The organism is Streptomyces sp. NPDC002209, assembly GCF_042890265.1.
GTDB lineage: Bacteria > Actinomycetota > Actinomycetes > Streptomycetales > Streptomycetaceae > Streptomyces.
Genome location: NZ_JBIARX010000011.1, coordinates 175,108 through 197,845, shown reverse-complemented (window position 1 = coordinate 197,845; position 22,738 = coordinate 175,108). Strand labels below are relative to the sequence as shown.

Sequence of the window (22,738 nt, the reverse complement as noted above, 5' to 3'; positions counted from 1 at the left end):
AGCTTCAGGGACCGCGCGCCCCTTCCCGCCATGGCTTCCAGGACACTGCGCGAGAATTTCCGGATATAGATTCCGACTGCGCGAGAATAGTCGCGAATGACCTCTCGCGCCCCCAACTCCCCTTGCCTAGCGTTCATTTCATGGCAACTCGGACCACCATGAGCCCGCCCGTCCACCTCTCCCCGCCCCGCGACTCCCCCAGACCGGCCGCCGGGTGTGACGTGTGTGCGGCGTTGGCCGGGCAGCGGTCGGAGGCGTACCGGCGGGGGGACCGCTCGGCGGTGTCGGACTGCAACGTCGAGATCGCCGCGCACCGCGGGCGCGGCCGGTGCTGAGCCCGCGGGCCGTGTTCCGGTACGTCGGGCACACCATCCGGCACGCACCCGAGGGCGGGATCACCTACGAGGCGTTCTGCGCCGCCTACCGGTGCGGGGCGGAGTCGGGGCCGCAGGACGAGCAGGAAGCCGCGCAGGACTGGGCGCTGCGGCACACCGGGCGGACCGGCCACGACCTGTTCCGCCGGGTGGTCACCGACCATGCCCGTGTCGTGCGCGCGGACGGGCCGTCTCACGATCCGGGCCGGGTTGGCCCGGGAGGGGGCGGGCGGCCATAATCCAGTCCATGCGCAAGCAGCTGAGCTTCCTCTTTACCTATGGCACCGGCCGGTCCGGTCGCCATGGGTCATCGTGATGCTCGCTTGAGCCGCTGACTTCCCAGAGCGCCCCGGTCCGACAGGACCGGGGCGCTCTGGCGTTTCCGCTCCTGCCGGAACTACCCACAGGAGTAAGAACATGACCGTGACCACCACCCCCGCGCAGCTCATCGCCGAGTCCCGTCAGCGCATCGACGCCATCGACGACCGGATCATCGGCCTGATCCAGGAGCGGATGGCCGTCTCGACCGTCATCCAGGAGGCCCGGATCTCCTCGGGCGGCCGCCGGGTGAACCTCTCGCGCGAGATGGAGGTGCTCGAGCACTGGCGCGATGCCCTCGGGAAGCCCGGGACCGCCCTCGCCATGACCCTGCTGGAGCTGTGCCGCGGCCGCGTCTGACGCCGCCCCACCCCTTGCCCACACCCCTTGCGCCCGCGCCCCTTACGCCTGTTCGTCACTCGTCCGGACCGTGACCGGCCCCGACGGGCTTCGTTGGTGTGGGTGGCCGCGTCAGCCAGGCGCGGGACCGAGCACCACGCGTGGCACCGCCGGAGCGATGAGACGCACGGCCCGTCGGGGACGTGCGCCGTGGGACCTCGCTCCTTCGCGTGACCGGACGGCAGGGGACAGCAGCCCGGTCACCCCGGAAAAGACGGCCGGCCCAGGGGACGCCCCGGGCCGGCCGTTCTCTGTCGTCCTGCGCTTACGCGTGCCCGCCGGACCGGCGGCGCACCCCCACGTACAGCGCACCGCCGACGACCACGGCCGCCAGCGCACCCAGCGCGACCGGACCGACGGAGCTGCCGGTCGAGGCCAGGTTGCCCCCCGTACCGCCGGCAGCGGTGGTGGAGGACGACGCGGACGGCGAGGCGGACGCCGAGGCGGACGCGGACGGCGACGGCGAGGCGGAGACCGAGGTGCTCGGGCTCGGGCTCGCGGCGCCCTTGACCTCGACCACGAACGCGGCCTGGGCGTTGCCCGCGACCGGGTCGAAGGCGAGCGGCTTGGTGCCGCCCGCGACCGGTTCGCCGACGGTGACCGAGCCCTTGGCACCCGCCACGGCCTTCTCTATCTTCATCGCGAACCGGCCGGCGTACGTACCCGGGACGTCCGCGAACAGCCCGCCGTCGCAGAAGTAGCGCGGCGCGCCCGGCTGCTCCGCGCGGTCGCTCCCGTCGGCGTTGACCGCGCGGCAGTTCCGGGGCACGTCCGTGACCTGCACGCCGGCCGGGATCACGATGTCGGTGCGGGCCACGCTCTGGCCCGAGCTCAGGTGGCTGATCACGGCCGGGCCCTTGTTGCGGAAGCCGAGCTCGGCCACGACCGTGTCGCCCACCTTGCCGGAGGGCGACGCGGTGACCGCCTCGAAGTCGGCCCGGGCGCCGTTGGCGGTGAACTCGAAGCTGCGCTCGTTGTCACCGGGGTTGAGGTCGGTGTTCTCGGCGCGCCTGGCGCTGCGCGGGTCCAGGTTGGAGTCCGTGACCGGCACCGCGGCCGACGCCTTGACCAGCTTCAGCTTCTTGCCGGCGGCCGGCTTGCCCTCGGGCGCGTCCTTGCTCGGCGCCGGGTCGGGGACGACCCCGTAGCGCAGCCGGTCCCGGTAGGCCCGCTCGGTCGTCTTGAGGTGCAGCGGGGAGTCGGGGGCGAGCTGGTAGGACTCTCCGGGCAGGAACTCGCCCTCGACGAGGCAGACCGTGGTGGCACCCATCCCGCCGTGGTCCTGCCGCCGGCAGTTGTCGTACGTCTCCGCCGGCTCCAGGCCGGCCGAGGCGTCCAGCTCCAGTGCCACCGACTTGGCGGGCAGCGTGCCCCGGTTCGCGAAGGCGAGCGGCAGGTCCTGCTGCTCGCCCGCCGTCACGTCGGCCTTGGGCTTCAGCTCGCCCAGGTGCAGGTCGGGGCCGCCGACGGTCAGCTTGGTGGTGACGGGCGTGACGCTCGCCCCGGCCACCTTGCCGGTGACGGCGATCTCACCGCTCGCGCCGTTCTTGCTGTCCTTGGCGGCGGAGACCAGCAGGTCGAAGGTGTTGGCGCCCGGGCTCCCGACCGACAGGCCCTGCTGCTTGCAGACGATCGCCGTGGCGCTCGTCGTGCAGTTCGGCCGGGGCTTGGCCGGGTCGAGCCGGACCGCGGCGACCCCGGCGACCTTGCTCAGGTCGACGGTGACGGTGAACTCGCCCGGGAAGCTGTTGCCGGGGCCCACGTAGTCCAGGTCGTAGCGAAGGCTCCGCTCCTTCGGGTCGCCCGAATCCGGGTACGGCTGGAGCACCTGGGCGGAGGGGCCGCCGAGCGGGAAGGCGGGTTCCGCGGCGAGCGCGGGGGCGGCCACGCCGAGGCTCAGCGTCGCCAACCCCGTAGCTGCCAAAAGGGAGATGCGCTTGTCCATGAAGGTCGAGACCGCCGAGGGCCGGTCACAGTTGCACACTTCGCGGCGTGACGGGCATCACATGCAACCATCCGGACTGATCACCTGTCACTTATGTACGCGGCGGCGGGTTCTGCGCTCGGAGGGGGAGCGCAGACCCTGCCGCCGCTACACGTGTCACGGCACCTCACGCCTTCTTCGGAACCTCCGGCACCGGCAGCAGCAAAGGCAGCCGCAACGCGCCGAACGCCTCCTTCGGGACCGCCGGACGGGCCGGTTCCACCGCCGCCAGCCGGACGTAGGCCCCGCCCTGCTCCGGCCGCGGGTCCCGCTCGCCGTTGTTCGGCCAGTACGACATCGCCCGCTCCGCCTGCGCCGTGATCGTCAGCGACGGGTTCACCCCGAGGTTCGCGGAGACCGCCGAGCCGTCCACCACCGAGATGCCCGGGTGCCCGTACAGCCGGTGGTACGGGTCCACCACGCCCTGCTCCGCGGAGGCGCCGATCGGGCAGCCGCCGAGGAAGTGCGCCGTCAGCGGGGTGCCCATCAGCTCGCCGATGTTGCTGCCCGGGAAGCCGTTGATCTCCTCGGCCAGCAGGGTGGCCGCCTCGGTGGCCTCCTTGATCTGCACCGGGTTCGGCGCGCCGTGCCCCTGGCGGGCGGTGAGCAGGCCCTTGCCGAGGCCGCCGGGCTTGCGGTACGTCGTCAGCGAGTTGTCCAGCGACTGCATGACCAGGCCGATGATCGTCCGCTCCGACCAGCGCCGGTTGGACAGCGAGCGCGCCAGCTGCACCGGGTGCTTCGCGGTCCGGGCGAACCAGGCCCGGACCCGGTGCCTGCCGAACGGCACCTGGAGGACGGTCATGAACCCCATGGCGTTGGAGCCCTTGCCGTAGCGGACGGGCTCGATGTGGGTGTCGGCGTCGGGATGCACGGACGAGGTGATCGCCACGCCCCGGGTGAAGTCCGCGCGCTGCCCCTTGCCGGGGCCGTCGCCGTGGCGCCGGCGGTAGCGGCGGTCGTCGGTCTGCGCGCCGACCAGGCCCTCCGAGTTGGTCCGGGTCAGCTCGCCGAGCCGGTCCGAGATCCGCGGGAGCAGCCCGTTGTCCTTCATGGTGTGCAGCAGGGTCTGGGTGCCGTACGTGCCCGCCGCGACGACCACGTACCGGGCGCGCAGCTCCTTGGCGATGCCCCTGCGGCGCTGGTCGGTGGGGACGGTGCGGATCCGGTAGCCGCCGCCCTGGTGCTCGGCGAGCGCGGTGACGGTGGTCATCGGGTGGATGACGGCGCCGGCGCGCTCGGCGAGGTGGAGGTAGTTCTCGTTCAGGGTGTTCTTCGCGCCGTGCCGGCAGCCGGTCATGCACTCGCCGCATTCGGTGCAGGCCTTGCGGGCGGGGCCTGCACCGCCGAAGTACGGGTCGGGGACCTCCTGGCCGGGGCGGGCCTCGCAGCCGCCCTCGGCGTCCGCGCCGTCGCCGAAGAAGACGCCGACCGGGGCCATGTGGAAGGAGTCCCCGACGCCCATCTTCTCGGCGGCGGCCTTCAGGTGGACGTCGGAGGGCGTCATCGTCGGGTTGAGTCGGACGCCGAGCATCCGCTTGGCCTGGTCGTAGTACGGGGCGAGCTCCTCGCGCCAGTCGGTGATGGCCGCCCACTGCCGGTCCTCGAAGAAGGCGGTGGGCGGCACGTACAGGGTGTTGGCGTAGTTGAGCGAGCCGCCGCCCACCCCGGCGCCCGCGAGCACCATCACGTTGCCGAGCAGGTGGATCCGCTGGATCCCGTACAGCCCGAGGGCCGGGGCCCACAGGTAGTTCCGCAGGTCCCAGCTGTTGCGGGGCAGGCTCTCGCGGGTGAACCGGCGCCCTGCCTCCAGGACGCCGACCCGGTAGCCCTTCTCGGTCAGCCGCAGCGCCGAGACCGACCCTCCGAAGCCCGATCCGATGACGATGACGTCGTAGTCGTAGTCGTGGTCGTACGACACTGCTTGTGCCTCCCGGTTGGGTCCTGGCGTGTCTAGCGCAGACGGAGAGCCTTCATGACCTTGAGGCTGCGGGTCATGAACGCCGCGTACTTCTCGTCGTCCATGCCCAGCGAGGGCGCCATCGGGAGCAGCCGCTGGTGGGCGACGGTCTGGGCCTCGGTGTACTTGAGGATGCCCTCGGAGCCGTGGCGGCGGCCGAGGCCGGAGTCCTTCATGCCGCCCATGGGCGCCTGGGCGCTGCCGTAGGCGGGGGCGTAGCCCTCGTTGATGTTGACCGTGCCGGTGCGCAGGCGGGCGGCGACGGCGTGGCCGCGGCGGGCGTCCTTGGTCCAGACGCTGGAGTTGAGCCCGTACGCGGTGGAGTTGGCCTGCGCGATCGCCTCGTCCTCGTCGGTGAACCGGTAGACGGAGACGACCGGGCCGAACGTCTCCTCGCCGCAGACCGCCATCGGCGCCTCGACGCCGTCGAGGATGGTGGGCTCGTAGAAGAGCGGGCCGATGTCGGGGCGGGCCGTGCCGCCCGCGACGAGGGTGGCGCCCTTGGCGACGGCCTCGTCCACGTGCCGCTGGACGGTCTCCAGCTGGCGCTCGCCGACCAGCGAGCCCATGTCCGCGCCGTACGCGAGGGAGGCGCCGAGCCGCATGGCCTTCGTGCGGGCGGCGAAGCGCTCGACGAACGCGTCGGCGATGGAGGCGTGGACGTACAGCCGCTCGATGGAGATGCAGAGCTGGCCGGCGGAGGAGAAGCAGGCGCGGACGGCGCCGGCGGCGGCCTTCTCGATGTCGGCGTCGTGCAGCACGAGCATGGCGTTCTTGCCGCCGAGCTCGAGCGAGACCCCGACGAGGCGGGCGGCTGCGCCCCGGGCGACCTCGCGGCCGGTGCGGGTGGAGCCGGTGAAGGAGACGTAGTCGGCGTGGCGGACCACCTCGGGGCCGACGACCGGGCCCTCGCCGAGGACGATCTGGAAGACCTCGGCGGGCAGCCCGGCCTCGATGAGCAGGTCGCGCGCCCACAGGGCGGTCAGGGCGGTCTCGGTGTCGGGCTTCATGACGAGGGCGTTGCCCGCCACGAAGGCGGGCAGGGCGTCGCCGACCGACAGCTCCAGGGGGTAGTTCCAGGGGGCGATCTGGCCGACGACCCCGCGCGGCTGGCGCAGCTCGGTGACCTTGGTGAGGGTGGGCATGGCGCCCGTGTGGCCCTTGGGGCGCAGGTACGAGGGGGCCTTGCGGCCGTAGTGGCGGGCGGCGACGGCGACCGCCTGGACCTCCTCGTGGGCGTGCAGGCGGGCCTTGCCGGTCTCCAGCTGGATCAGGTCGAGGACCTCGGCCTGCCGGTCCAGGACCAGGTCGTGGAAGCGCAGGAGCACGGCCGCCCGCTTGGCGACGGGGACGGCCGCCCAGGCGCCCTGGGCGGCGCGGGCCCGGTCGAAGGCCTCGGCGACGTCCTCGGGGGTGGCCTCGGGGAGGTCCGCCAGCTTGGCCCCGGTGAACGGGGTGTGGTTGGCGGTCCGGCCGGAGCCGATCACTCCGCGGGTCAGCCGGGTGACCAGGTCGGGGGTCACCACGTCGGCGGCGGTGCGGGCACCGGCCGGGGCGGGGGCGACCGGGTTGGTGGGCTGCGGTGCGCTGCGGAGGGGGGCCGGGGCCTGCGAGTCCGTCATGGCGGTGAGCGTATTCCGCCTGCGGAGCTTTGGGTACCCGTCGGTAACCGGATTTTGCCATTTCTGCCAGCGATCGCTGGCAGGATGCCGGGATCAGGGCTTCGCCGGCGGCTTCCAGCCGCTGAGCACGACGTCGAACTGCTGCTCGGTCGTGGCCCAGTCGGCGACCGGGCTCGACATGTAGACCGCGTACTCCGTGCCGTCCGGGGCGATGTACATCTGCTCCTTCGCCCGGCGCGGACCCGGGTGGGTCTGCTTCTCCGTGTAGGTGAAGTCCCAGAGCGCGGCCCGGGTGCTGTCCCGGAAGGTGTTCTGGTTCAGCCGCACCTTCTTGTAGTCCGTCCGCTTCGCCACCTGCGTCTCCAGGTCGAGCAGGTGCGCGTACGGGTCCCGGTAGTCCGGGGTGGGGTCGGAGGCGATGCGGATGAAGTGCTTCCCGTCGTCGGGGGTGTAGTCGATCTGGTCGCCGTTCGCCTTGCGCGTCCAGCCTTCCGGGACGAACAGCGTGAAGCCGGCCAGGGGGTCGACGACCTTGGTGTACCCGGCGGGCGGGGCGGCGTCGGCGACCCCGTCCTGCCGGTCGGGGGCGCTCGCGTTCTTGTCGGAACCGCCGTCCCCCGCGTCGTCCCCGGTGAACTTCAGGACGCCGAAGACGGCGCCGCCGCCGACCAGCGCCGCCACGAGGGCGATGGCGGCGGCCCGCTTGATCCACCCTCCGCCCGGGGCCGCGGGTGCGGGGCCGGGGCCGGACTGTTCGGGCAGGGCGGCGGTGCGAACCTGGTCGGGGGCCGGGGCGGGCGCCGCCTGCGGCTCCGCCTCCTCGGCGTCGGAGGCGTCGGCGAGCTCCTCGGGGGTCACCGCGCGGGTGGGCACGTACGCGTGCGCCGCCTTCGGCTCCCGGCCCTCCATCGCCTCGATCAGCATCCGCTCGGTCTCCTGGGCCGAGGGCCGCTCGTCCGGATCCTTGCGCAGCAGGGCGGTGATGACCGGCCCCAGGGCCCCCGACTGCCGCAGCGCCGGCGGCTCGTCGTTGACCACGGCCTGCAGGCTGGAGATGGGCGAGGTGCGGCGGAAGGGCGAACGGGCCTCGACGGCCGTGTACAGGGTCGCGCCCAGCGACCACAGGTCGGAGGCCGTGCCGGGGGTCCCGCCGGTGACCCGCTCCGGGGCCAGGTAGTCGATGGAGCCGACGATCTCGCCGGTCCGCGTGATGGAGGAGTCGCCCTCGATCGCGGCGATCCCGAAGTCCGTGAGCAGGACCCGCCCGTCCTTGGCGAGCAGCACGTTGCCGGGCTTCACGTCCCGGTGCAGGACGCCGACCGCGTGCGCGGCGCGCAGCGCGCCCAGTACGTGCAGCCCGATCCGGGCCGCCTCGGTGGGCTCGATCCGGCCGGCCGACTTGGCCGCGTCCGCGAGGGAGGGGCCGTCGATGTACTCCATGACGATCCACGGCCGGTCGTCGTGCTCCAGCACGTCGTGGACGACGACGACCGCCGGGTGCTGGATCCGGGCCGCGGCCCGGGCCTCCTTCTGGGTCCGGGCGTGCAGGACCTCCCGGTCGGCCTGGGCGACGTACAGACCCGCCGTCAGTTCCTTGACGGCGACGGTCCTGTGCAGCAGCTCGTCATGCGCGCGCCACACCTTGCCCATGCCGCCGCTGCCGATGGGCTCCACGAGCCGGTACCGGCCTGCGAGCACCGCACCCGCACCTGTCTGCTGTTCCACGAAACCCCGCCACTCTGTGCACTTCGGGCCAGATTACGGAGCCCTCGGGGCTGCCGGAACCGTGAAGGCACGGTTCCGGCAGCACTGTGACGCAATCGCCGTACTGAGTCACCGTCAGTCGGCCTCAGCCGCCTGATTTGTAACTCCCCGTGGCCTTTTCGAAGACTTCGGTGACCTTGCCCTCCCCGTCCTGCGGACCCGTGACCATGACGACGTGGTAGCTGCCGCCGAGCGCCACGACGAAATTGCGGGCGACGACGCTGCGGCCGTTGCCGTCGATCCACGTGTACCGGCCGGTGACGCGCAGCTGGTTGCCGACCTTCGTGGTCTTGACGTCGCCGCCGCTGGCCCAGGTGGACGACCGGTACGGGGCCAGCTCCGGCTCCTTGTCCTTCTGGTACGTCGCCGGGTCCGGATTGCCGTCGACCTTGTCCCGGCCGGGGACGACCGTCAGGACGTACTCCCCGTCGGTGTAACGGACCTGCCCGGCCTCGTTCATGCCGCGCCGCTCCCAGCCGCCCGGGACGGCGATCTCGAAGTGCTCGGGGTCCTGCTGGGTGGTGTAGCCGGGCGGGGCGGGGGCGGGGACCCCGGTCTGCGGGGTCTGGGGCGTCTGGCTCTGCTTCGGCGAAGGCGAAACCGGAGCGGAGGGCGACGGGGACTGCTGCGCCACCGGGGTCTTGTCGTCGCCATCCCCCTGGTCCCCGGCCCCGGGCAGGAAGAGCACGGCGTAGGCCACGGCCCCGGCGAGCAGGGCGAGGACGCCGACGAGCAGGGTCCTCCCCAGGGAGCGCGGCCTGCGGGAGGGGGCGGGATTGCGGTGCCGGCCGTGCAGGTCGCCCCGACGGCGTACGACGGGCAGCCGCGCGGGATCCGGCTCGGGCATCGGGAGCGCGCCGAGGCCCCCGTCCGGCTCGGGGGCGGACCGTACGAGCGAGCGCAGCCAGCCGCGGAGCTCCTCGAAGTCGGGGCGCTCGGTGGGGTCCTGGCGCAGCAGCGACTCCACGACCGGGCGCAGCGGGCCGCACTCCTCGGCGAAGGCCGGGGATTCGGCGCAGACCATCTCGACGAGCTCGGTGACGCTGTCCTCGGGGTACGGGGCATGGCCCTGGACGGCGCGGTACAGCAGCGCCCCGAGCGCCCAGAGGTCGGTGGCGGGTCCGACGGGGGCGGCCAGCTGCCAGGGCCCCGCGACGGGCCCGGCCTGCTCGGGGGCCCACCGCTCCGTGACGGCCCCGACGACGGCCATCCGCGTCTGCCGCGCCCGCTCGGCATCCAGCCCGCTCCGGATCCCGCCACCACCCCATCCCCCGCCGTGGCCGGGCCGGCTGGGCGGGCCGGGGAGCGGGTGTGCGGCCGCGGCATCCGAACCCCCGGGCCCCTGCGGCCCCGTCTGGCCGGGGTACGGATTCAGGCGCGCATCCGGAACCTCGCCCTCCGCGGGCGGGAGCAGGGCGGCCGGCTCGCCGGGGATCGCGTACGAGCCCGTGGCCGGGCCCGCGGACCCGTTCCGGCGGACGGGGCCGGGCTCGCCCGGGGGCACGTACGAGGCCATGTTGGGGCCCTCGGCGCCCTGCGGCGAGGCCGGGGGCGGGGGGTCGGCCTGGTGGTAGCCCTGGGGCAGGGCGAGTGGGGCGGGCAGCGCGGGGCGGGGCGGCGCCGGGTCGGGCCGCGACCCGGGCTCGGTCGCCGACTCCGGCCCCGACTCCGGCCCCGGCTCCGGCTGCTCGGCGGGCGGAAGGGCGGCCTGCCGGCGCGGGGTGGCCCCGTGCCACGGCGCGCTCGCAGCGCTCTCCGGGCCGCCGTACGGGTACGAGTACCCCTGCGGGAGGTTCGACCCCTGCGGCCTCGGCTCCGGCGCGGGCCCGGATCCGCCCTTGCGCTGCTCGGTGACCCGCGCGGCGGCGGCCTGTGCGCCCGCCCGGTACGCGGCGATGGCCCCGGCGCGGGCGGCCGCCCTGAGGTCGGGCCGCTCCTGGGCCGCCCCGGGGGTGATGTGGTCGGAGTACCGCGGTCCGGTGTCGTACCCGGGCGCCACGAGGGGGGCGTAACCGCCCGCACCCGGACCGGAGTCCCGCCCGTCGCCCGCCGGCCCGTACGGGTCCCCGCCCTGGGACCCCCGTACGGAGAGCCCCGCGCCGGGCCCCGCGGAGTCCGTCCCCGTGCCGGGCGGCATGCCCCGGTCGCGGTCCCCGGCGGCTAAGGCGCCCGTGTCCGGCTGCGCCGACGCCGGGGGCGGTGTGCTCGGGGCCCGGGTGGCGGAGTCCGGGCCGGGACCCGCGCCGGGGTTCGGGGAGGCCGCGCGGGGCGTGCCCCAGCCCAGGGGCGGGGCAGGGGCCGGCGGCGCGGCGGGCGGGGCCCAGCCGTCGGCTCCGCCGGGGTTCGGCGGGACCGGGTCGTAGCCGCACAGGGCGTCCTCGGCGGCACCCGCCGCCAGCCCCGTCAGCACGACCCTCCCGTCCTCGCATATCAACACGGTCCGGACCGTGATGTTCCGGTGCGTCCAGCCGTGCGCGTGCAGCACCCGCAACGCGGTCAGCACGTCCGCAGCGACCTCCGCCGCCCGGTAGGGGCTCAGCGGTTCATCGGCGATGAGTGCGGCCAGCGGACGCGCCGGCACCAACTCGCTCACTATCCACAGCGACCCGCCCTCGGCGAACACGTCGAAGACCTGGTCCAGCCGCGGATGGTCCGGCACGGACGCAGCCGCCTGCGCAGCGGCGATGGCCCTCCGCACGGCCGGCAGATCCCCCGCCGCCCGGCGCCCGGACGCCATCGGGGCCCGCGCCCCGGCCTCGGCCGCCGCGTCCCCGTCCAGCAGCTCGGCGTCCACGAGCTCCGGCAACGGCACCTGCCGTACCAGGACTTCCTGCCCGCTGCGCGTGTCGAAGGCGCGGGTCTCGACCAGCTCGTACTCGTCCGACGGCGGCAGCGGCAGACGGTAGCGGTCGGCCAGGATCCGGCCCGCGTAGTCCTCCACTCCGCCTCCCCCGAGTCCTGGGGGCGCACGTGTCCCATGGCCCCGCTGCCACGATACGTCGCGCAGGGCGCCCGCGTCCCGGGCCTGGAAAGGCTCGTGGCGAGCGGCTGTTCAGCCGAGCGGCTGGAAGGTCGCGAACGCCGTGTTGCGCATCGTGGTGCACTCCGCGCCGTCCCACTGGTCCGCCGCGCAGCTGATCATGATGGCGTAGCCGTGCTTCGCGTCCACCTTGAAGCCGCGGTTGAGCACCCGGACCTTGATGCCCTTCTGCTCCCGCTCGAACTCCCAGTCGGCGACGGTCGGGTAGCCGTTGTACTCCGTGGCGTCGATCCGGATCGTCCGGTAGTTCGTGCTGGAGCTCGCCGTTCCGGCGACCGCTTCCGCCCACGCGGCGCGGGCGTCGTTGCCGGGGCTGTTGGTGTAGTCGACCTGGATGCGCGGGAAGCCGCCGTCGCGGCTGTATATCGCTCCGGAGTTCTCGCCGGCTATGCCCGTCACCTTGAAGCCGGACGGCATCACCATGGAGAAGTGGAACCCGGGGTCCGTCACCTTGGCGTAGCCCTCGGGAAGTCCGCCTCCGGGGCTGCCCGGCGAGGCGCCCTGACCCTGGCTCTGGCCCTGGCCCTGACTCTGGCCCTGGCCCTGGCCCTGCTGCCCGCCCGGGGACTGCGCCTGGCCGGGCTCGGTGCCGCCGGTGGCGGCGGCGCTGCCGCTGCCACCCTTGCCTGCGGTGGCGTTGGTCTCTCCGGTCTTGGCGGACGCGCTGGGGTTCGGCGTGCCCGAAGCCGTCGCACCCGGGCCGCCCTTGCCCTCGTCCTTCTTGCCGGACGGGTCGTCACCGCTGACCACGTACGCGATCAGGGATCCGATGGCGGCGAGCGCGACGACCACGCCCGCTATCGCGAGGGCGATGGTGCGGCGGGACATGACGTCGGTGAGCGGCGCCGCGACCGGCGAGGGCCTGCCCGTCGCCGGGGGCTCGGCCGCCGAGGCCGCCGTCGCCGCCGTCGCCGCCGCTGCGGCCGCCGCGGCCTTGCGGGTCGCCTTCAGCGCCGCGCGGGCCCGTTCGCGCTGCTCGCGCTCGAGCCGCTCGCGCTCCTTCTTCTCCGCCTTCTCGGCGGCCTTCTCCGCAGCCTTTTCGGCGGTGACCTTGGCCGCTGCCTCCTTGGCGTCGGCCAGCGAGATCTGCCGGGTCTCCTCGACGGCCGGGGCGAGGACGGGGGCGGGGGCCGGCTCCGGCGCGTTGACGACGGCGGTGAGCATCGCCCGGGCGCGCTCCTCGTCGAGGCGGCGGGCCGGGTCCTTGGCCAGCAGGCCGTAGATGACCTCGGTCAGCGGACCCGCGTTCTTGGGCGGCTCCACCGGCTCGGTCATCACGGCGGTGAGGGTGGCGAGCGCGGACCCCTTGTCGTACGGGGGGACGCCCTCGACGGCGGCGTAGAGCAGTCCGCCGAGGGACCACATGTCGGCGGGCGGGCCGGGCTTCTGGCCGCGGGCGCGCTCGGGGGAGATGTACGAGGGGGCGCCGACGAGCATGCCGGTGGAGGTGACGGAGGGGTCGCCCTCGACCTGGGCGATGCCGAAGTCGGTGAGGACGACGCGGCCGGTGCGGGCGATGAGCACGTTGGACGGCTTCACGTCGCGGTGCAGGATGCCCTGGCCGTGCGCGGCGCGGAGCACGTCGAGCACGGCGAGGCCGACCTCGGCGGCGCGGTGGGGAGTCAGGGCGCCGTGTTCACGGATGAACTCGGCGAGGGAGGGACCCTCGATGAGCTCCATGACGATCCACGGGCGCTCGTCCTCGTCCACGACGTCGAAGACGGTGACGGCGCCGCCGCTGCGGATCCGGGCAATGGCCTTGGCCTCGCGCAGCGTACGGGTGATGAGGCGGCGCTTCTCGTCCTCGTCGACGCCGCTGCTGAAGCGGAGTTCCTTGACGGCGACCGTCCGGCCGAGGGTCTCGTCCTCGGCGCGCCAGACGGTGCCCATGCCGCCCTTGCCGAGCACTTCGCGCAGCCGGTAGCGGCGTGCGAGCAGCCGCCCCTCGGCTCCCGCGCCCTCGGCGGCCTTGGCGGCAGCCGCCTTGACCGCAGCCGCAACGGCATCGGCCTTCTCGACGACGGGATTCCCCGCCGCGGGCTTCGCCGCACCGGCGGACTTCTTGTCCTCGGGCTCGGCCACCGCGCCCGCCGGCTTCGCCGACCCGTCAGACGCCGCGGCAGGCTTGGCCGCGGGCTTGTTCAGGTCGGCCTTCGCCGGAGCAGGCTCATCGGCCTCCGGCTTCGCCGCCCCGGCGGCAGCCGCAGGCTCGGCCACGCCCGGCTCCGCCGCAGGCGGGGCGGCAGGCTTCGCGGCGTCAGGCTCCGCAGCCTGCGGTGCGCCAGGCTTCGCCGCAGGCGACTTCGGCTCCGCCGACACAGGCTTCGCCCGGTCCTGCTTCGCCGCAGGCGACTCGGCGGGCGACTCGGTGTGCTCCGGCTTCGACATGCGTCCCCTCTGCGATCGTGCCGCCTGCTCAGGCTGCTCCGGCAGCCTCCGGGGTCCCCGGTGGCCCGCCCCGGCAGAACCCGTGCGGTAACCCGCCCCGGCAGAACCCTCATTGTTCCTCACTCCGCAACGGACGGGCGCCCCGGGTCCGCGGTTCCCCCCTCCGCATCCCGGAGTTACAACGGAACGATGTCGGGAGCCCCCAACCGCGCCGCATCCGCCGTCTGGTCGTCCGGCTGACGTTGCGATTCCCGTTCCGCCTGTACCCGCTTCTCGTAGTGTTCCACTTCCTTCTCGATCTGCTGCTTGTCCCACCCCAGGACCGGGGCCATCAGCTCGGCGCACTCCCTCGCCGACCGCGTCCCCCGGTCGAACGTCTCGATCGAGATCCGCGTCCGCCGCGTCAGCACGTCGTCCAGGTGCCGCGCCCCCTCGTGCGAGGCCGCGTACACCACCTCCGCCCGGAGGTAGTCGTCCGCCCCGCCCAGCGGCTGCCCCAGACCGGGGTCCGCCGCGATCAGGTCCAGCAGTTCGTCCGTCATCGAGCCGTACCGGTTCAACAGGTGCTCCACCCGCACCACATGAAGGCCGGTCCGGGCCGCCGTCCCGGCCCGCCCGTTCCACAGCGCCCGGTACCCCTCGGCCCCGACCAGCGGCACGTCCTCCGTCACGCATTCGGCGACCCGCTGGTCCAGCCCGTGCACCGCCTCGTCGACGGCGTCCTTCGCCATGACCCGGTACGTCGTGTACTTGCCGCCCGCGACCACCACCAGCCCCGGTACGGGATGCGCCACCGTGTGCTCGCGCGAGAGCTTGCTCGTCGCGTCCGACTCCCCGGCCAGCAGCGGCCGCAGGCCCGCGTACACCCCCTGTACGTCGTCCCGCGTCAGCGGTACCGCCAGCACCGAGTTCACGTGCTCGAGCAGGTAGTCGATGTCCGCGCTGGACGCCGCCGGATGCGCCTTGTCCAGGTCCCAGTCCGTGTCCGTCGTCCCCACGATCCAGCTCCGCCCCCAGGGGATGACGAACAGCACGGACTTCTCCGTCCGCAGGATCAGGCCCGTCGAGGAGTGGATCCGGTCCTTCGGGACGACCAGGTGGATGCCCTTCGAGGCCCGGACGTGGAACTGCCCCCGCTCCCCGATCAGCGCCTGCGTGTCGTCCGTCCACACCCCCGTCGCGTTCACGATCTGGCGCGCGCGGATCTCGTACTCGCCGCCGCCCTCCACGTCCTGCACGCGCGCCCCGACGACCCGCTCGCCCTCGCGCAGGAAGTCGACCACCCTCGCCCGGTTGGCGCACTGCGCCCCGTACGCCGCGGCCGTCCGCACCAGCGTGGCCACGTACCGCGCATCGTCCATCTGGGCGTCGTAGTACTGCAGGGCGCCCACCAGCGCGTCCTTGCGCAGCGCCGGAGCGACCCGCAGCGCGCGCTTGCGCGACAGGTGCCGGTGCACCGGCAGCCCCCGGCCGTGCCCGCTCGAGACCGACATCGCGTCGTACAGCGCGACCCCCGATCCGGCGTAGAACCGCTCCCAGCCCTTGTGCTGCAGCGGGTACAGGAACGGCACGGGCTTGACCAGGTGCGGAGCCAGCCGCTCCAGCAGCAGGCCGCGCTCCTTCAGGGCCTCCCGCACGAGGGCGAAGTCCAGCATCTCCAGGTACCGCAAGCCGCCGTGGATCAGCTTGCTCGACCGGCTGGAGGTGCCGGACGCCCAGTCCCGGGCCTCCACCAGCCCCGTCGAGAGGCCTCTGGTCGCGGCGTCGAGGGCGGTGCCGGCGCCCACCACGCCCGCGCCCACCACCAGCACGTCCAGTTCCCGCTCGGCCATCCGGGCGAGCGCCTCTTCGCGCTGGACCGGCCCCAGTGTCGCTGTCCTCACGGCTGCCTCCCGTTCGGTGCGGGTGTTCCCCGCTCGGTGCGGGTGATCCCGCTCACATCCCCCGCCCTCGATTCTGACCCGCCGCACCCACATCAGCCACCGCCTGTGGACAACACAACGGCGACCATCACCCCGTAATACGACACATCGGTCATATATACGCCTAGTCTGACATCGCGCCAGCTCCACACCTGGACCCGCACGGTCCACAGGACTTGCGCACCCAGCCCCCTCATGCATGCCAGGGAAGGGACGGCACCCCATGCCCGCAGATCTCGCCGTCATCGGACTCGGCCACCTCGGCCTCCCGCTGGCCCAGGCGGCCGTCGCCGCCGGAATCGAGACGGTCGGCTACGACAGCGGTCCGGCCACGGACTCCACCCTCACCGCCGCCGAGATCCGCCGCATGTCGGCCGCCGGCTTCCGGGTCACCACCAACCCCGCCGAACTCGGCAGGGTCCGCACCGCCGTCATCTGCGCCCCCACCCAGCTCGGCGCCGACCGCGCGCTCGACCTCTCCGCCGTCGGCGAGGCGGGCCGCACGCTCGCCGCCCGGCTGCGCCCGCACACCACCGTCATCCTCGAATCCGCCGCCCACCCGGGCGTCACCGAGGACTACCTGCGCCCGATCCTCGAGGAGGGCTCCGGACTGCGCGCCGGCCGGGACTTCCACCTCGCCTACTCCCCCAGCCGCCTCGACCCGGGCAACCGCACCCACGGCGTCGCCAACACCCCCAAGGTGATCGGCGGCCTCACCCCCGCGTGCACCGAGTCCGCGCACGCCTTCTACGCCCGCCTCACCGAGAAGGTGGTCCGCGCGCGCGGCCTGCGCGAGGCCGAGACCGTCCAGCTGCTGGAGACCAACTACCGGCACGTCAACATCGCCCTCATGAACGAGATGGCGGTGCTCTGCCACGACCTCGGCGTCGACCTGTGGGACGTCATCCGCTGCGCCGAGACCAAGCCGTACGGATTCCAGGCCTTCCGGCCCGGCCCGGGGGTCGGCGGCCACAGCGTCCCCCTCGACCCCAACTACCTCCCCCACACCACCCGCACCCCGGGCCACCCCCTGCGCATGGTCGGGCTGGCGCAGGAGATCAACAGCCGGATGCCCCAGTACGTGATCCAGCGTTCCGCCACCTTGCTGAACGAGCACGGGAAGTCGGCCCGCGGGGCCCGGGTCCTGCTGCTCGGCGTCACGTACAAACCCGATCTGGGCGACCAGGAGGGCTCGCCGGCCTGCGAGATCGCCAGCCGCCTCCTCGACCTCGGCGCACTGATCAGCTACCACGACCCCTACATCGCCGGATGGCGCGTCAGGGACCAGCCCGTCCCCCGCGCCGAATCCCTGTACGAGGCCGCCGCGAACGCCGATCTGACGATCCTGCTCCAGCACCACCGCACGTACGACCTCCAAGGTCTGGCGGTGAAGGCACAGTTGCTGCTGGACACCCGCGGCGCCAGCCCGGCGGGTGCGGCGCACCGGCTCTGACCACGCCGCAAATCCCTTCTCCGGATGTCGGATCCGGCTGCTAGCCTGCGGCGACTTATCTCGCACATACGTCCTCGGCGCCCCATGTCTCCTGCCCGCGCCCGCACGTATGCCCGAATCCCTGGGGGGGATTTCTTCATGAGCCAGCACATCCAGCCGCCCGCGCCCGACTCCGCGACCCCGGCCGTCCCGTACCCGGCCGAGCCCGCCCGGACCGGCAACATCGGCCTCGGCATCGCCGCGGCCGTGGTCGCCGCCCTGGCCGCGGCCGCCGCGTACGGCGGGATCATGAACGCGATCGACCGCCAGGTCGGCTACGCGGCGGTCGGCGTCGGCATCCTGGTCGGCTTCGCCGCCGGAAAGCTCGGCGGCAAGAACCCCGTGCTCCCCGTGGTCGGGGCGATCCTCTCGATCGGCGCCGTCTACCTCGGCCAGCTGTTCTACATCGCGCTCGCGCTGGCCGACCTCGGCAACGTCGGCCTCGGCGACGTCCTGAGCAACGTGGGCGTCAGCGGTCTGGGCGACTACTGGCAGAAGGGCGCCGAGGCGATGGACTACGTCTTCCTCGTCATCGGCGGCTTCGTCGCCTTCGGCACGGCCAAGAAGGCCAGCGACTGATCCAAGGGCCCCTCCGAGCAGGCACGTTCGACAGACTTCCCTGTCGACGGTCCGTCCGGCGGCCATATGGTCCGCGCGTGTCCGCTCGCCCCCGCCCGGCCCGCCCGTCTTCGCGCCCGCCGACCGCATCCGCGCCCCCGGCGGCATCGACCACGAGGCCGGGTCCACCCGCCACCGCAAGACCGCCCTCGTGAAGGGCTGACGGGGACACCATGGACACCACCGACGCCGACGGCATCATCACCACCACCGTGGACGGCATCCGCACCCTCCTCGCCCCCCGCTCGGGGCTCCTCACCGCCGGGCTCCTCTTCCGCGTCGGACGCGCCGACGAGACCCTCGCCACCAGCGGCATCACCCATCTGGTCGAGCACCTCGCCCTGCACCGGCACGGCCCCGGCGACCTGCACCACAACGGCGCCACCGCCGCCGCGTACACCCACTTCCAGGTCACCGGCACGCACGCCGAGGTGGTCGCGTACCTCAACGGCGTGTGCGCGGCGCTGCGCGACCTCCCGACGGACCGGCTGGAGACCGAGAAGGAGATCCTGCGCACCGAGGCCGCCGGCCAGGGCCACGGCCCGGCGCACGCCGCCACCCTGTGGCGCTACGGCTCCCGCTCGTACGGACTCACCGGCTACGCCGAGACAGGGCTGTACCGCCTGACCGCGGACGACGTCCGTGCGTGGGCGCAGACCCGGTTCACCGCCGGGAACGCCGTCCTGTGGATCACCGGCGACACCGTCCCCGAGGGCCTCGACCTGACCCTGCCGAGCGGCGCGTGGCACCCGGCCCCGGCGGCCACCTCGGCGCTGCCCGCCACCCCGGCCTACTTCACGGGCAACGAGCGGGGCGTCGTCCTGACCGCGGTCGTGCCCCGTTCCACCGAAGCGGGCCTGTTCGCCGAGGTCCTGGGCAAGGAGCTGTTCCGCGAGCTGCGCCAGAACGGCGGCTACTCCTCCACCGCGACCGGCGACTACGCGCCGCGCGACGCCGACTCCGCGACCGTCACCGCGTACGCCGACGCCCTCCCGCAGAAGCAGGACGCCCTGGTCGGCGCCTTCCTGGACGTCTTCGCGAAGCTGCGGGCCGGCCGGATCGAACAAGCCGACCTGGACGCCGTACGGGCATCCGCGCTGGCCCGGTTCGACACGCCGGAGCTCGCCGGCCGCCTGCTCCCCGGGCACGCCGTGAACCTGCTGCTGGGCCACCGCAACCTCACCGTCGCCGAGGCGAAGGCCGAGATCGGGGCGGTCACCGTCGCCGACCTCCACCGGGTCGCCCGCGCCGTGTGGGACGACGCCCTGGTGCAGGTGCCCGGCCGGGGCGTGGACCTGGCGGGACTGGCGGCCGCGCCCACCGATTCCCCGGAGATCGTCGGCGGCCGGCGCCACCCGGCGGTGGCGGACCCGGGCGTCTTCCTGAGCCTGGCCGAGGACGGCGTCAGCCGGGTCTCGCCGGGCCAGCGGGTCACCGTCCGGTACGCCGAGTGCTCCCTGATGCAGGTCTACCCGGACGGCGCGCGTCACCTCGTCGGCCACGACGGCTTCACCGTCACCGTCGAGCCGACCCTCTACCACCGGATCACCCCTGCCGAACTGGCGGTGATCGACGCGGCCGTCCCGCCCTCGGCTGTGGTCGCGATGCCGCCCCGCCACCCGTCGCGGATCCCGCAGCCGGCCGGGCCCGGACCGGCGCCCGCGCCCGCGCCCGCGCCCGCCGTGCGTTCCGTCTGGTTCACCGCGCTGCTGTGGGTGCTCGGTGTGCCCGGGCTGCTCATCGGCGGGTCGGCGCTCCTGCTGGCCCTCGCCCTGGGCGACGATCACGACCGGATACCCCGGGCCACCGCGCAGGAACTGCTCGGGTGGATGATCCTCGCGGGCGTCTTCCTGATCCCGTGGGGCGTCTGCCTGGACCGCCGGATCAAGGGCAAGAACTGACCGGCCGTACGCCGAAGGGCCGGCTCCCCCTCCGGGGAGCCGGCCCTTGGCGCGTACGGGTCAGCGGCGGTGCTGCGAGTCCGCGACGGTGACCTCGACCCGCTGGAACTCCTTGAGCTCGCTGTAGCCGGTGGTGGCCATCGAGCGGCGCAGCGCGCCGAAGAGGTTCATCGAGCCGTCCGAGATGTGCGACGGACCGGTGAGGATCTCCTCGGTGGTGCCGACCGTGCCCAGGTCGACCTTCTTGCCGCGCGGCACGTCCTCGTGGACGGCCTCCATGCCCCAGTGGTGGCCCTTGCCGGGCGCGTCGGTGGCGCGGGCGAGCGGGGAGCCCATCATCACGGCGTCGGCGCCGCAGGCGACGGCCTTCGGGATGTCGCCGGACCAGCCCACGCCGCCGTCGGCGATGACGTGCACGTAGCGGCCGCCGGACTCGTCCATGTAGTCGCGGCGGGCCGCGGCCACGTCCGCGACGGCGGTGGCCATCGGGACCTGGATGCCGAGCACGTTGCGCGTGGTGTGCGCGGCGCCGCCGCCGAAGCCGACCAGGACGCCCGCGGCGCCGGTGCGCATCAGGTGCAGGGCCGCGGTGTACGTGGCGCAGCCGCCGACGATGACCGGGACGTCGAGCTCGTAGATGAACTGCTTGAGGTTCAGCGGCTCGGCGGCGCCGGAGACGTGCTCCGCGGACACGGTGGTGCCGCGGATCACGAAGATGTCCACACCGGCGTCGACGACGGCCTTGGAGAACTCGGCGGTGCGCTGCGGGGAGAGCGCGGCGGCGGTGACGACGCCCGAGTCGCGCACCTCCTTGATCCGCTGCCGGATCAGGTCCGCCTGGATGGGCGCGGAGTAGATCTCCTGGAGACGGCGCGTGGCGGCGTCCTCGTCCAGCTCCGTGATCTCGTCGAGCAGCGGCTGCGGGTCCTCGTACCGGGTCCACAGGCCTTCGAGGTTCAGCACGCCGAGGCCGCCGAGCTCGCCGATGCGGATGGCGGTCTGCGGGGAGACGACCGAGTCCATGGGGGCGGCGAGGAACGGGAGCTCGAAGCGGTAGGCGTCGATCTGCCAGGCGATCGAGACCTCCTTCGGGTCCCGCGTACGCCGGCTCGGGACGATGGCGATGTCGTCGAACGCGTACGCCCTGCGGCCGCGCTTGCCGCGCCCGATCTCGATCTCAGTCACGTGTGGTGGCCTTTCCTCTGGGTCTGCCCGTCCAGTATCCCCGAACCCCGGCGCCCCGCGTTCCGGTGACCGCTGTACGGACGCAACGTCAAGGGGGCGGGTCCGGATGGACCCGCCCCCTTCATGCGCTGTCGGTTCAGCCCTTGCGGCTGTAGTTCGGCGCCTCGACCGTCATCTGGATGTCGTGCGGGTGGCTCTCCTTGAGGCCCGCCGAGGTGATGCGGACGAAGCGGCCGCGGTCCTGGAGCTCCGGCACCGTACGGCCGCCGACGTAGAACATCGACTGGCGCAGGCCGCCGACGAGCTGGTGCACGACCGCGGAGAGCGGGCCGCGGTACGGGACCTGGCCCTCGATGCCCTCGGGGATGAGCTTGTCGTCGCCGCCCACGCCCTCCTGGAAGTAGCGGTCCTTGGAGAAGGAGCGCTGGTCGCCGCGGGACTGCATCGCGCCGAGCGAGCCCATGCCGCGGTACGACTTGAACTGCTTGCCGTTGATGAAGAGCAGCTCGCCCGGGGACTCCTCGCAGCCCGCGAGCAGCGAGCCGAGCATCACCGTGTCGGCGCCGGCGACGAGCGCCTTCGCGATGTCGCCGGAGTACTGCAGGCCGCCGTCGCCGATGACCGGGACGCCGGCCGCCTTGGCGGCGAGCGAGGCCTCGTAGATGGCGGTGACCTGCGGGACGCCGATGCCGGCGACGACGCGGGTGGTGCAGATGGAGCCGGGGCCGACCCCGACCTTGATGCCGTCGCAGCCGGCGTCGATCAGCGCCTGGGCGCCGTCGCGGGTGGCCACGTTGCCGCCGATGACGTCGACGGACGCGTTCGACTTGATCTTGGCGACCATGTCGCCGACCAGGCGGGAGTGGCCGTGGGCGGTGTCGACGACGATGAAGTCGGCGCCGGCCTCGATCAGGGCCTGGGCGCGGTCGTACGCGTCGCCGGCGACGCCGACCGCGGCGCCGACCAGGAGGCGGCCGTCCTTGTCCTTGGCGGCGTTCGGGTACTTCTCGGCCTTGACGAAGTCCTTGACCGTGATGAGGCCCTTGAGGATGCCCGCGTCGTCGACCAGCGGAAGCTTCTCGATCTTGTGGCGGCGCAGCAGCTCCATGGCGTCGACGCCGGAGATGCCGACCTTGCCCGTGACGAGCGGCATCGGCGTCATGACCTCGCGCACCTGGCGGCTGCGGTCCGACTCGAAGGCCATGTCGCGGTTGGTCACGATGCCGAGCAGCTTGCCCGCCGAGTCGGTGACCGGGACGCCGGAGATGCGGAACTTCGCGCAGAGCTCGTCGGCCTCGCGCAGCGTCGCGTCGGGGTGCACCGTGATCGGGTCGGTGACCATGCCGGACTCGGAGCGCTTGACCAGGTCCACCTGGTTCGCCTGGTCGGCGATCGACAGGTTGCGGTGCAGTACGCCGACGCCGCCCTGGCGGGCCATCGCGATGGCCATGCGGGCCTCGGTGACCTTGTCCATGGCGGCGGACAGCAGCGGAACGTTGACGCGCACGTTCCGGGAGATGAGGGAGGAGGTGTCGATCTCGTCCGGCGCCATGTCGGACGCGCCCGGCAGCAGCAGGACGTCGTCATACGTGAGGCCGAGTGTGGCGAATTTGTCGGGCACTCCGTCGGCGTTCACAGTCATGACACCTTCCCAATGGTCTTGCTCAGCGCGGATCTCCATGCTAACGGGATCGCGACGCGTCTCATTCCACGAGCCGGGTCGAGCCCAAGTTTCGTGGCTTCCTCCTATTGATCGTCGACGAAGAATCGT

At 73.3% G+C, this 22,738-nt stretch carries 14 protein-coding genes and 1 pseudogene; 6 read left to right on the top strand and 9 right to left on the bottom strand.

What is annotated here, in order from left to right:
• Positions 1–140 precede the first annotated feature (140 nt).
• The 3 genes and pseudogenes from ACFYXK_RS22875 to ACFYXK_RS22865 form a co-directional block, all read left to right on the top strand.
• A complete protein-coding gene (locus ACFYXK_RS22875; RefSeq protein WP_383505657.1) occupies positions 141–335 on the top strand; it encodes a hypothetical protein in 195 nt (64 codons plus the stop codon).
• Positions 329–613 (top strand): hypothetical protein, encoded by a 285-nt coding sequence (locus ACFYXK_RS22870; protein WP_389412770.1) that lies wholly within the window; start codon positions 329–331, stop codon positions 611–613. The genes ACFYXK_RS22875 and ACFYXK_RS22870 overlap by 7 nt, the downstream gene beginning before the upstream one ends.
• 142 nt (positions 614–755) lie before the next feature.
• A pseudogene (locus ACFYXK_RS22865) lies at positions 756–1,052 on the top strand (chorismate mutase); the annotation flags it as partial.
• A gap of 304 nt (positions 1,053–1,356) precedes the next feature.
• Here the strand turns inward: ACFYXK_RS22865 and ACFYXK_RS22860 are convergent.
• From ACFYXK_RS22860 to ACFYXK_RS22830, 7 genes are all read right to left on the bottom strand, one after another.
• The gene (locus tag ACFYXK_RS22860; protein ID WP_389412769.1) at positions 1,357–3,000 is read right to left on the bottom strand and encodes a peptidase; all 1,644 of its coding nucleotides are present in this window, start codon (positions 2,998–3,000) and stop codon (positions 1,357–1,359) included.
• 202 nt (positions 3,001–3,202) lie between these two features.
• Positions 3,203–4,996, bottom strand: a complete 1,794-nt coding sequence (locus tag ACFYXK_RS22855; protein ID WP_389412768.1) for a GMC oxidoreductase — start codon at positions 4,994–4,996, stop codon at positions 3,203–3,205.
• A gap of 32 nt (positions 4,997–5,028) precedes the next feature.
• A complete protein-coding gene (locus ACFYXK_RS22850; RefSeq protein ID WP_389412767.1) occupies positions 5,029–6,657 on the bottom strand; it encodes a succinic semialdehyde dehydrogenase in 1,629 nt (542 codons plus the stop codon).
• A gap of 93 nt (positions 6,658–6,750) precedes the next feature.
• Positions 6,751–8,382 carry a serine/threonine-protein kinase gene (locus ACFYXK_RS22845; protein ID WP_389412766.1) on the bottom strand — a complete coding sequence of 544 codons (1,632 nt, stop codon included), beginning with the start codon at positions 8,380–8,382 and terminating at the stop codon, positions 6,751–6,753.
• Positions 8,383–8,506: 124 nt separating this feature from the next.
• Positions 8,507–11,362, bottom strand: coding sequence for a serine/threonine protein kinase (locus ACFYXK_RS22840; RefSeq protein WP_389412765.1), 2,856 nt, complete (start codon positions 11,360–11,362; stop codon positions 8,507–8,509).
• Positions 11,363–11,473: 111 nt separating this feature from the next.
• A complete protein-coding gene (locus ACFYXK_RS22835) occupies positions 11,474–13,849 on the bottom strand; it encodes a serine/threonine-protein kinase (protein ID WP_389412764.1) in 2,376 nt (791 codons plus the stop codon).
• 176 nt (positions 13,850–14,025) lie between these two features.
• Positions 14,026–15,732 carry a glycerol-3-phosphate dehydrogenase/oxidase gene (locus ACFYXK_RS22830; protein WP_389412763.1) on the bottom strand — a complete coding sequence of 569 codons (1,707 nt, stop codon included), beginning with the start codon at positions 15,730–15,732 and terminating at the stop codon, positions 14,026–14,028.
• A gap of 262 nt (positions 15,733–15,994) precedes the next feature.
• On the opposite strand from ACFYXK_RS22830, the gene ACFYXK_RS22825 reads away from it, so the two are divergent.
• The 3 genes from ACFYXK_RS22825 to ACFYXK_RS22815 all read left to right on the top strand — a co-directional run bounded on the left by ACFYXK_RS22825 (position 15,995) and on the right by ACFYXK_RS22815 (position 19,782).
• Positions 15,995–17,224, top strand: a complete 1,230-nt coding sequence (locus ACFYXK_RS22825) for a nucleotide sugar dehydrogenase (protein ID WP_383505680.1) — start codon at positions 15,995–15,997, stop codon at positions 17,222–17,224.
• 138 nt (positions 17,225–17,362) lie between these two features.
• Positions 17,363–17,842, top strand: coding sequence for a hypothetical protein (locus ACFYXK_RS22820; RefSeq protein ID WP_389412762.1), 480 nt, complete (start codon positions 17,363–17,365; stop codon positions 17,840–17,842).
• A gap of 212 nt (positions 17,843–18,054) precedes the next feature.
• Complete coding sequence (locus tag ACFYXK_RS22815; RefSeq protein ID WP_389412761.1) at positions 18,055–19,782, top strand: M16 family metallopeptidase; 1,728 nt, start codon at positions 18,055–18,057, stop codon at positions 19,780–19,782.
• A 60-nt stretch (positions 19,783–19,842) separates the two neighbouring features.
• Here ACFYXK_RS22815 and ACFYXK_RS22810 read toward each other — a convergent pair whose 3' ends face one another.
• Both ACFYXK_RS22810 and guaB read right to left on the bottom strand, forming a co-directional pair.
• Entirely contained in the window at positions 19,843–20,967 is a 1,125-nt protein-coding gene (locus tag ACFYXK_RS22810) for a GuaB3 family IMP dehydrogenase-related protein (RefSeq protein WP_389412760.1), read from the bottom strand.
• 136 nt (positions 20,968–21,103) lie between these two features.
• The gene (gene guaB, locus ACFYXK_RS22805) at positions 21,104–22,609 is read right to left on the bottom strand and encodes an IMP dehydrogenase (RefSeq protein WP_389412759.1); all 1,506 of its coding nucleotides are present in this window, start codon (positions 22,607–22,609) and stop codon (positions 21,104–21,106) included.
• Between the last annotated feature and the right edge of the window lie 129 nt (positions 22,610–22,738).

Coding starts and splice junctions, on each gene's coding strand:
- ACFYXK_RS22875 (WP_383505657.1), top strand. CDS start 141: ATGGCAACTCGGACCACCATGAGCCCGCCCGTCCACCTCTCCCCGCCC.
- ACFYXK_RS22850 (WP_389412767.1), bottom strand. CDS start 6,657: ATGACGGACTCGCAGGCCCCGGCCCCCCTCCGCAGCGCACCGCAGCCC.
- ACFYXK_RS22820 (WP_389412762.1), top strand. CDS start 17,363: ATGAGCCAGCACATCCAGCCGCCCGCGCCCGACTCCGCGACCCCGGCC.
- ACFYXK_RS22825 (WP_383505680.1), top strand. CDS start 15,995: ATGCCCGCAGATCTCGCCGTCATCGGACTCGGCCACCTCGGCCTCCCG.
- guaB (WP_389412759.1), bottom strand. CDS start 22,609: ATGACTGTGAACGCCGACGGAGTGCCCGACAAATTCGCCACACTCGGC.
- ACFYXK_RS22835 (WP_389412764.1), bottom strand. CDS start 13,849: ATGTCGAAGCCGGAGCACACCGAGTCGCCCGCCGAGTCGCCTGCGGCG.
- ACFYXK_RS22815 (WP_389412761.1), top strand. CDS start 18,055: ATGGACACCACCGACGCCGACGGCATCATCACCACCACCGTGGACGGC.